The organism is Bartonella sp. MR168JLCBS, from assembly GCF_042194175.1.
The window spans coordinates 16,686-27,308 of sequence record NZ_JBHIMP010000016.1 but is presented as its reverse complement, the minus strand read 5'-3'; the positions used below and the strand labels follow the sequence as shown (position 1 = coordinate 27,308).

Genomic DNA, 10,623 nt, shown 5'->3' with positions numbered 1-10,623 from the left:
AAATTCAGCCAGTCCACATAAAATTGATGCGGTCCTAACATCATCAAAGGATCTCTCATAGGCTCCCTCCCCTCATTCTGTCCCGCCATGCAGAGCATTAGCGCGTGCCCGTTGAATGGCGTGGGCAACCGCACGACCAGTGGCCACAGGATCACGGGCACCATTGACATGCACTGTGACATTTTGATTGTGTGTGATGGTGGAGTGATCTTTGCCTTTTTCTTCTGTGAAAGGGGAATTTGCATGCCCCGCCCCCGCAAATTGTGGTATGGGCTGAATGGCTGTTTTCCCCCCCAAAAAACTTGGCAAAAACTCTCTTACATCAATGGAACCAATCCACCCCTTAATGCGGCTAGGCAAAGATTTACAATAATCCATCAATTGTGAGATAGACGACATAAAGCCATCGACAATCGAATTAGCCAGATCTTCGCCCGCTTGTTCCATACCAGCCTTGGCACTCTCCGAGAGCTTTTCCTGTGTAAAAAAACTCTTCAACCATTGCCAAAAGTTGGAAAAGCTTTGTTTAACGCCCTCCCACACGTTGCCAAACCAACTGCCAACAGCGCTAAGCTCTTGTTTAAACTTTTGCCAAACTTGAGAGAGATCAAAAGCATTGGCGATTATATTTTTCCAACGCGTAATGGTGCTGGTATCAGCACCAAAAAAGCGCATGACGGCTTCAAAGGCTTGCCCCCAAGCCCGTGTTACCCCCCGTGCAAAGCCCTTCATAAAAGAAGAAAAACGGTCCCAATATTTCCACAAAGCAAAACCAGCAGCCAGTATGACCGCCACAACAGCAGCAACCACAGCCCCTATTGGGGTAAAAATACCCCCCACAACAGAGGAAATACCCGCCCCAACCACTTCGATCACTGTCCCAACAGAGCCAAAAGAGGCAGCAAATGCACTTCCTGAGACAGCAATCCCCCGTAAAGCCCCGACCAACAAGGTCATGGGGCGTAAGAGTCGGAGTGAACTTGCCCCAAGACCCGCGGTTAGCAAGCCCAGGGAGCGCCCTGCGGCTGCTAAGCCCCGCCAGCTTGCAGAAAGACCACGACTGAGTGTTCTAAGCTTGATAAAAGACGTGATCAATTGAAGAAGCCCAAGACGTGTTCCAGCGAGGGTAAAGCGCAAAACCCGTAGAGCAATATTAAAAGCCATAAGGGCAGCAATGGTTTTGATGATGGCGCTTGTTAAAGTGGGATGGGCATTCGCCCACGCCATAAGCCCATTGGTAAAATTGCCAACACTTTCCATCAAACTGTTGAGGGGGGGCAGAAGCACTTCACCAATGGTAATCCCCAAAGCCACAATGCGGTTTTGTAAGAGTTCAAATTGCCGCATGGCACCGGTTGCTTGTTTGTCTGCTTCTTGCTCTACAGAGCCTTTAAAGACTTGTGGATCTTTCACATAATCTAAAGCTTGCCCTAACAATTCGGGATTGCCCACCAATTTGGCAAAATCACCGGTAAAGTCTCGCCCAGCAATGGCAATCAGCGAACGCATACCCTGTTCGGATTTACCCAACACATTAAAAAAGCGCACCAAGGTACCTGTGGCATCTTTATCCAGATCTTGCATAAACTTTTCGCGGGAAAGCCCGATACTGGCAAAAGCATCTTCAATATGTTTACCCCCTGCCTGAATGCGCGCACTCATCGCATTAAAACCACGCGCTGCACTTTCTGGAACGATACCAGCAGAAATCATTGCCGTACCAAAAGCAGCGGTTTCACGGGCAGTGAGCTTAAACATGGTTGCCGCACCGGTGGCACGATTGGTAAAATCAGACACTTCACTTGCCTTGGCGGCCATGTGGTTAGAGAGATGATTGATGGCATCGCCTAGATCTTCAATGCCTGCTTGATTAAGCTTAAAGACATTGCGCAATTTGGCAAAGCGCTCCCCAATCTGATCTCCCGTCATATCAAATGCTACAGCTGCTTTAGCGGCATAGATGCTAAAAGCTTCTAGATCTTGTTCGCCAATTCCTGCTTGGCTGGCACTGGTCATCAGTTCCAAAACTTCACGCGCCGCTAGCGGAATCTTGGTGGAGGTTTCAAGCGCAAAACGGCGCAATTCCTTTAAGCGATCAAGGGGGGCATCCAGAACCTTTTCCAAGCCTTTCATCGATTGGTCAAATTGCATGGCTTTATAGAGGGGTGCAATTAAGGTTGCTGTTTGCGCAATGGCACCCACCATGCGCCCACGGGCATGATTGAAAGCATTTTCAGCATTCTTTGTCGCATCCTCAAGATGCTCAGGGTCAAACCAATTTTTAAAGTGCTGCCTTGTCTTGTTTTGGAAATGCGCAACCTCTGAACTGAAGGCTGCAAGATCACGCTTGGCAGAAGCTATCCCCTCTTGCAGATGATTGACAAAACGCACAACAAGGGAAACATCCATGATCGTCTCTTATCCTAACTGATGACTTTCATATTCTTGGGCTTTAAGGCGCGCGAGTTCTTCTCGATAGGCAATCACATCCAGCCAATCCATCTGATTAATTTCTGAAGGCGCCCAATGATAATAAAGGGCTAACTCTGCTCCAAATTGTCCGGCAGAGAGGATTGGCGTTGCGTAAAAAAAGCAAAAAAAGCCTTAAACACTGCCATAGTGTCAACAACATCAAGACGATTAATCAATTCAACCGTTTCATGAGACATATCGGCTAAAAGCACGGCTATTCCTTCCATAGCCTCATGAGTAAATAAAGCCTCACAAAGCTTAAGAACAAGAACATCATTGCTCAATGTTGTTTTATCCTCTTCTACAGCGGGTAGAACGAGCTCTACCAACTGCGGTCCAATCAACACCGCTAATTGGCGTGCTTGCTTGAAGTTTGGGCGATAAAAGGTCAGTTTCTTGCAGAGAGTTTCTTTGCCACCTTTGTCCTGATAAAGAAGCGGAACCTGCAACTCTACATCAATGCTGGTTTGTAAACTTGTCATGATCAATTCCTATAAATTGAGAATAGAGCGGCGGCGAGAACCGATCTCTTGCCCGTTGCGGACAAGCCAACCGCCCCGTTTAAAAGAAAAGCGGTGCAAAACAGAGCCATCCCAAAATTCCGTATAGTCCCAAACATTTTTGATCTCGCAATCATAGCCTGTTGCTTTTCCAGCCGTTAAGCCTTCACTATCCACTTTGACTAAGCGCCCTGTAACATCAATGGAATGCTCATGCTCGCGTCCATCTTCTTCAGAGATCACATGTTTTTTGCCGGTAAATTTATGACGAAGACCAGGAGGACCACCAAAGATACCGATAATTTCGGGTGTGTGACTGCGGATTTTCATTTGTAAACTCAAAGCTTTCACACCAAGACCGCTCACATCAATTTGCATATCAGAGCCCCCTGGTTGATAGGTTTCGGTGATTTCTTCCAACGTGGGCAGTTTCAATGTCTCAAGATCAAGATGGAGATTCACATCATCATCAACAATCAGGGTAAAACCGCGTACAATGCGTAAAGTCATGCTTTAACTCCTTGCTGCTTTGCGATAAGTTTCAAGCGTATCGCCAAATTGATAAGTCATTTTCTTTTGAATATCTTGCGCCAAACGATCAAAATAAGCGCTATTGCGCCGGCTGCCGAAACTCAAATCTTCTAAAGGTGGCACTTCTTCTGCATCAAACTCGACCCGCAATTTTCCCAATTGTAAAGTACTGTTGGAATTTAAATCGCGGTCAAACCAGACACGTCCACCCAAAAGCGCTCCACGCGCAATCAGATCATCAAGAAACTGCGTGAGGCTGCGGGTAATGGCAATAACATGTTGACCAGTAAGGTTTTCATCATTCGCCCAAGGGCGGAAACTGTTAATGATCGTTTTTTCCAAGGCTGCATGGGTGCGCACCACATTGACAAAACGCCACAATGGGTCACTGGAGGTGGTATGATTTCCCCATAAAATACGTCCATTGGAAGCTACTTCTCCCTGCCCATTTTGACTAAGTCGTGCTGGAATAAAGGTAGCAATATCGGCTTGATTGAGGCGATTAGCTTCATGATCGATTTCGCCATCAAAATAGCTAATCGGGCGCGCCGTGCCTAAAATGCCTTTGACATCTTGATTGGAGGGAGACCAAAAAACACCGCCCCTTTGCTTATCACGTTTGATAAACATGGCGGCAGCAAAGGGACTTGCCGGTTTAACACTCCAACCACCATCATTATTTGCCACCCGTACAAAGGGGTCAATCAAATAACAAAAGCGTGAGGAAAAATCTGCGCGATAGGCAAGGCTTTCTTCCGCATTTTTACCACCCGTATCAAAAACCGCAATCGCTTGTAGCTTTTCTGCCACCTGTTCCAAGGCATCCGCCACGGGGTTTTTACCATTATCAAGACGCCCTGCACTATAAGCCGGTGCCAGTAAAATCCCAGGCTCTACCCCTAAATGCCCTCTAGCGTGTTTTAGCGCATGCACACCGGTCAAATGAGCGTTTGATCCCACCATCTCAGTTTGTGTCTCAGCAATGGTTGATTTTTCTTCCACTCGCACAAGAATAATTTGTGCCTCAATCCCTTGCGCACACACGGCGTTAATGACATCAAGAGCCGTGCCTCTTGCCCCAAGCTTTTGGATTTTCTCACCCTCATGCGTAAAGATAAGGATAGGCTCGTTGAGGGGAAAAACTTGGTTGTCAGCATCAGGGGCTGTGACAACCGCCCCAATGGCGGTCTGATCAAATGTTGCTAAAGGACGTGATTTTTTATATTGATTAACCCTATTGACCTTAAATTATTGTCAAATACATAGAGTTATTCTTTATTTTGATCTTTCCTTAATTCTGTAACGGGAACACCATTAATACCCCAATTGTCTGTCTCCACCTCATCAATCACTACAACAGTCGTTTTCGGATTTTTATTCAGAATATTAACTAATAATTGAGTTGCCCCTTCTATTAGTTGCCGTTTCTGTTCAGAGGTAACCCCTTCATTAGTAATTTTAATGTTTATGTAAGGCATAAGATCTCCATAATTTACAAATATTGTACAAAAAAGCTCAAATAAATGAACGCAAAAAGATTAAATATTAATACATAATAGCTATGCATTTTAAAGCTCGTATCCACCGGTGAAATATGCAGGCTACTGGAAGCAAAAATAGCATTTATCGATACAGGAGAAAGGAGTTGAGCTGCAATAAAGAAGCAAATCCAAACCAAATAATCCGTAACCCCATAAGTTATCGATGACCCTAGTAAGGGAAATGCCAAACTAAATAGCACCATAGGGTGAATTCCTGCTACACTGAAAATTGGCAATACGAAGAGAATACAGGCATAGCGCTGCCAAACAGAGAGTGATGCCAATGAGTGACTAAACGTCACCGGCAACAAAGGAATAAGCAAATCACAAGTAGATATTAGCAGACTACAACCTAGCAACAACAGAATTTCACTTGATATACTGCGTATCACTGCCACCAAAGGAGTCAAAAAATCAACACTGCGTGAACTCCCACGCTCAATGACATATAGAATGCTCGCCGTCAACGCAATGCTTTCTAGTGCATTCAACCTGATAACTGTCAACGCAACGATAAATGTTAGCCAGAACAATATCAAAAAAATCCAAATTCTTAATCTCTCTCCTTCTTTATTCGCTCTCCTCTCATCGCAAATAATCGGATTAGCTAGCGGTACAACAGGAGAAAGGCACAACAACAACAGACTGAATAGAAAAAGTGGTATCCCCAAAGCAGCGGATGTGAATATTGGTGTTCTAGGCATAGCAGAGAAAACTGTTGCTGCACCGATGCTGGTTGGCATCAGTACCATTGTGATGCTCATCATTCGCATCACAATAGCGGCCAAATGGCGAGAGGGAAAAACACTTTTCTTCAAGGCATCAATCATTAGGGGGATAACCCCCAAACTCATCGGCCAAGCTAGAAACGCAGTCAGTATCGCGATGGACAGGGTAAGCGAACCCTTTCCATAGCGCATCAACCGTTCAGAGAGAAATTCTGAAATACGCCATATATTCATCACATGGCGCAACAATCCCATGGCGAGTAATAGCCAAAAGACATCAGTAAAACGCACAAGCACAGTACTAACATCAGGAAAATGCCAACGCCATATCAGCACTAAAGTACAAGCCAACAGGATGACCACACCACTGCGTGCATTCCCCTTCAACCACCAGTATGGTATCGTCAAAAGCAAATAACCGAAAACAGTCACTCCAGCCAATGGAATAAGAAACCAAGTTCTCATTGAGATAGATATAAGAAAAATGAATAGCATCAGCATCGCTATTATAGCGGATACGGAGGACATGCGTATCAGGAAGCTTTTTACATCATCAATGTACATTAATTGTTGAATCTTTGACTGAGTGGCGATTAAGAAGCTGCTCGTACATGTCAATGACACAGTGCCCTGCATCCCGCAGTGCACGCGAATTAACTAAAGGTCTAGGCAAAATATATGTATAAAAATTGGCCCCCTCTACTGGATTACCTACCACCCATAATGTATTTTGTACTTGTCCTTTAGTATCTATAGGATGCTGCTGACAGTCAATATCAATACCACCAGGATGATATCCTTGGTTGATAAATGGCCGGATGATACCCTGAGCAGCCAAATTTTTGATAAAAGGAGACTCATCACGCAACGGAGAAAAACTATCAATCTTGGCCGTGATCAGCACATCTCCATCAACTGAACTGTTTTCATCTTGGAAAACAGACTGAATTTCGAAACGGCTAGTACTAGCATTGAGAACAAGTTTAGGTGAAGGTCCGCCAGCCAAAGTCACGATACCAGCCTCCATCAGAGCCTTCAACTCTTGGTTTCGCTGCATCGGTGGGCCGACAGAAATACGGTTAAAGTTTGGATTAAAATATTCAATAAAGTACTTGTGAGATGAAGACGTTAACCCGCAAAAATCAATTGCTGAACGTAAGATATCACGGACATCTCGTAGCACATCTGTAGCAGCTTTCACTGGGCCATCAACATTACCTGCAGCGGAAGAATGAAGATCGTCCTTCAAATGCTCCATGAAGAATCTTGTATAATCCTTCAAAGAGGCAAATATTTTATTTCGATGAGGATACAGCAACGCTTGAATACACTGCTCGTCTTTGGAAGTAACAACATAGGTTTCAGGGTCTAGCCAGTGCCCCAGCTGCGTACTTCGATAGACATAACACATTTCTTTAAGCAACAGAGGTAAAAGCTGCGTTTCGAAATCCAGCTTCGGAGAACCGTTAGCAATGCTGGATTGCTTACGCAGATGATGTATTGCATCGAGAGTAAGGAATGATGGTATGTATTGCCCACTACCACCCTTTTGATTAATCCCGCGACTACTAAAAGGCAATGTTTGACGGGAGAATAGAGCTATCTTCGGTTCTTTGCCGCTTGGCATGTAGCACAATTGTCCAGCATTTTCAGTAAAAGTCCCACCGCGACCGTAAGTCAATTGCGACAAGACATCATAGCTAGTTAATCCAATTCCCTGCACCAGCACACGAGACTGAGATTGTATAGAGTCCAACTTTTCAATTGGATAAGGATTCGAATAATAGTTCAAAAGCGCATTTTTCATTTGATGACCAGCCACAAACTGTTGCAGGCTTTCATCATGCGATGAATATGTATTCTTACCGTGACCCGTGGTAATATAAACAAAATCTACACTGTAACGATAGCCATCTTCCAAAAGAATATCCGTTTTATTATCTTGGTGGATATAGAGATTGATAACTTTTTGTCGGATCTCCTTAATACGAATACCGGAAGGTAAATCTTGCGTGAGCTCTTGGTAAGCCCAAGACAGGTATTCCCCTAACAAACGACGTGATAAATAATCATTTTCTTTGATTTCTTTCCCAACATTATGCTCTGTACGAGAAAAGACACCGTTAATATTACGATAACCTTGTTGAATAGCCCATTGATAGAAATTCGGTCCCTTCCGAATAGGCCCTACACCCTTAACTGTATCATCACCAAATAAAGTAATCTGGCAAGCAACAGTGTTAACCAATAAATGATCTGGCTGATGCACACTATGGGTACCGGTTCCCATCTCATTGGGATCAATCAATAAAATATCAATGTTCCCAGAAAATGGATAATGGGAATAAAGTGTGAGCAAGCGTTCGAGAATACTGATCCCACGAGGACCAACGCCCAAAATAGCGACTGTAGAGTGAAGCATTCTTTAATCTCCCCTATTAGAATAATTTGACTTTCACAAAATGTTTCAAAAAGAACGTAATAAATTCTCTCGACTTTTTAGTGAAGATTGCGGGTTTATGAAACGCCAACGACCTTTTTACAAAGACAATATTGGCAGATTCCAGCAGCAGCAAAAAGCGCTACAGCACCACAGATAACGGAAAGCGCAATGGCATGTGAACCAAACTGTAAAAAACTCGTCAAGAGAGGTCCTAATATTTGGCCAAAACCGTAAGTTAAGGTAGCCAAGCCTAGCAGATTTATGCCATACGGCGCATATAAACGCTTAGCTAACGGCATAACTAGAGAGGTCGTCCCCATAAAAGTAAATCCAAACCCTATGCAACTGAGAACTATCAGTACAAGAGACTGGCTGAATAATGTCAGTAATACGCATCCTCCTTGGATAAGCAAATTGAGCATCAGACAACGTAATACCCCCCACCGATGGGCTCCCCATAACCAAATGAAACAACTAGGAACAATGGCTATTCCGACAAACGACCATAAATGGTTAGCGAGTAGTGGGAAATTAAATGTTTTCGCCATCAGAGGAAGATATGTCGCGACAATAATATAACCAAACCCAGCGAGCCCATAAATCAGAGCGAGTTCCCACCAAACGATATTTTCGTGTGCCAATGACTCATTACCAGCAAATTGAGACGCATCAACACGACGTGGAAATAAAATAAACAACAAGAGCAACAATACAACAGATATTAAACCAGCTCCAAACCAAATATTTTTCGCGTTCAGCGATTTACTCAAACCAATAATAACATACTCATTACCCAGTAGAATACCAACTCCCACACCTGCATAAAGTGAAGCAATAACCCACAGCTTGTGAGTATGCTGCATAACCGTAATAGAACCAAAAATCATCATTGCTGCACTCGCGATACCGGCAGCAAAGCGGATAAAGAAGACCAAGTAAAAGTTTGTTGTTAACGCCATGGCAAAAATAAGTGCACTCGTCACTATAGCTGCACCAAATAGCATGTAGGGAGCACGGGATATATTCCCAACTCTGCAAAACGAAAAAAACATACTCCCAACTAAATAACCGCCATAATTAGCGCTAGCTATATAAGAAAGTTGCTTAAAGGTAAACAATCCTTCATCCAACATAACTGGAAATACCGGCGTATAGAAAAATCGCCCAATCCCCATCCCCAAAATCATAATAATCATACCGAATACAGCGATTCCGAAACAACTCAAATCTTGACGATTATTTTTTCCCCCCATTACTCTAATTCCTTAACTAATAATTCGCTCATCCGCATTCTATCTCATCAATAGTAGCACTTATCTCAGAGAATAAAAGCCAATCTAGCCATTTGTTTAAGTAACCAGAGCAACATATTGAGCGATTATTGTCAACATTACTGGATCAGTTATATGCATTTCATCGTTTTACGCCCTGCTCCATGTATGCTCTTCTCCCTACAAAGCTTCTTTTTCAGAAAAATAATGGCTGTAATTAAGCAGCAATAACAACGAAGACATCAATAAGCACGCCCCCGTTCAGACAAAACAATATCCCCCAAAGCTACAGCTTCATCAGGTGCGACCAAAATATCCTCAAAGGGGTGCGTTATGTTCACATGGTGAACGCCCTCAACCATCAAGCGGCTTAGTATCCAACTTAAAGACAAATCACGCCCAAGCCTTTGCGCACGCGCCCATTCTGCTCTTAAATTCTGCTCCGCTCTTTCCAAAACAAAGGAGCCTTCATCCGGTAACAACCAAAAATCAGCAGAAACATTGATCATCCGCTGCACCGCGCTTTTCACAAGGATGTGGTCATTGGTCATTTTAACATGGGGGGCATCAAGGGCTGCTTGTACCTTGGCAATCAAAGCTTCATCAGCCACCCCTGAAGGGGCGTCACTAAAAAGCGCAACATGAATAAGTGGACTTTTACCCTCACGATAAACAAAAGCATCTTTGACATGGATATCGCTTGAGAGGGCAAAATATTGATAACGTGGCACTGTGCCACCTGTGGAATGTCCTTGTCTATTCAAGCGAATGCGGCGGCGCAAACGCTCATCATCTTCATCCAAAAGGCGCGTGACCCCATGAAAATCCCCCAAATGATCTAAACTTGTTCCACGCGCAAATGTGAGTAAATTATCCCGCGCCACTTCATTAATCCGCTGGCGCAATAGCAACTCTTCATAAGCGGCCGCTTGCAATTGAATGACAACCGGATCATAAGCCGTCTTTTCCACATTATAAGGAATATGATGCGCTGCAAAAAGCTCAGTCAAACGCGTGATCTTTTGCTCTAAAATTGCTTCAACAGAAAGCTCTTCAATAATTTGTGGCAGAGGAAGTTGTGGAGGGGGAATTTGTGGAATGGATAAAGGTTCAAACTCTGTCATCACCAACCTCTAA

9 protein-coding genes are annotated in these 10,623 nt (G+C 43.9%); all 9 read right to left on the bottom strand.

The window, feature by feature from the left end:
• Positions 1-72 precede the first annotated feature (72 nt).
• The 9 genes from ACFIK8_RS08000 to ACFIK8_RS07960 all read right to left on the bottom strand — a co-directional run bounded on the left by ACFIK8_RS08000 (position 73) and on the right by ACFIK8_RS07960 (position 10,610).
• Positions 73-2,409: a phage tail tape measure protein gene (locus ACFIK8_RS08000; protein ID WP_375669140.1), complete on the bottom strand. Its 2,337-nt coding sequence runs from the start codon at positions 2,407-2,409 to the stop codon at positions 73-75.
• A 131-nt stretch (positions 2,410-2,540) separates the two neighbouring features.
• On the bottom strand, positions 2,541-2,954 hold the full coding sequence (locus ACFIK8_RS07995) for a hypothetical protein (RefSeq protein ID WP_375636587.1): 414 nt from the start codon (positions 2,952-2,954) through the stop codon (positions 2,541-2,543).
• A 9-nt stretch (positions 2,955-2,963) separates the two neighbouring features.
• Entirely contained in the window at positions 2,964-3,482 is a 519-nt protein-coding gene (locus ACFIK8_RS07990) for a phage major tail tube protein (RefSeq protein ID WP_015856800.1), read from the bottom strand.
• A gap of 3 nt (positions 3,483-3,485) precedes the next feature.
• Complete coding sequence (locus ACFIK8_RS07985; protein ID WP_375669141.1) at positions 3,486-4,685, bottom strand: phage tail sheath family protein; 1,200 nt, start codon at positions 4,683-4,685, stop codon at positions 3,486-3,488.
• Between the two features lie 86 nt (positions 4,686-4,771).
• Entirely contained in the window at positions 4,772-4,981 is a 210-nt protein-coding gene (locus ACFIK8_RS07980; protein ID WP_015856802.1) for a 2-hydroxymuconate tautomerase family protein, read from the bottom strand.
• A 14-nt stretch (positions 4,982-4,995) separates the two neighbouring features.
• Positions 4,996-6,237 carry a hypothetical protein gene (locus ACFIK8_RS07975; protein WP_375636591.1) on the bottom strand — a complete coding sequence of 414 codons (1,242 nt, stop codon included), beginning with the start codon at positions 6,235-6,237 and terminating at the stop codon, positions 4,996-4,998.
• Positions 6,238-6,325: 88 nt separating this feature from the next.
• Positions 6,326-8,194 (bottom strand): FAD/NAD(P)-binding protein, encoded by a 1,869-nt coding sequence (locus ACFIK8_RS07970; protein ID WP_375669139.1) that lies wholly within the window; start codon positions 8,192-8,194, stop codon positions 6,326-6,328.
• A 95-nt stretch (positions 8,195-8,289) separates the two neighbouring features.
• Positions 8,290-9,468 carry a YbfB/YjiJ family MFS transporter gene (locus ACFIK8_RS07965; RefSeq protein ID WP_375661714.1) on the bottom strand — a complete coding sequence of 393 codons (1,179 nt, stop codon included), beginning with the start codon at positions 9,466-9,468 and terminating at the stop codon, positions 8,290-8,292.
• 260 nt (positions 9,469-9,728) lie between these two features.
• Positions 9,729-10,610 carry a baseplate J/gp47 family protein gene (locus ACFIK8_RS07960; protein ID WP_375636596.1) on the bottom strand — a complete coding sequence of 294 codons (882 nt, stop codon included), beginning with the start codon at positions 10,608-10,610 and terminating at the stop codon, positions 9,729-9,731.
• Between the last annotated feature and the right edge of the window lie 13 nt (positions 10,611-10,623).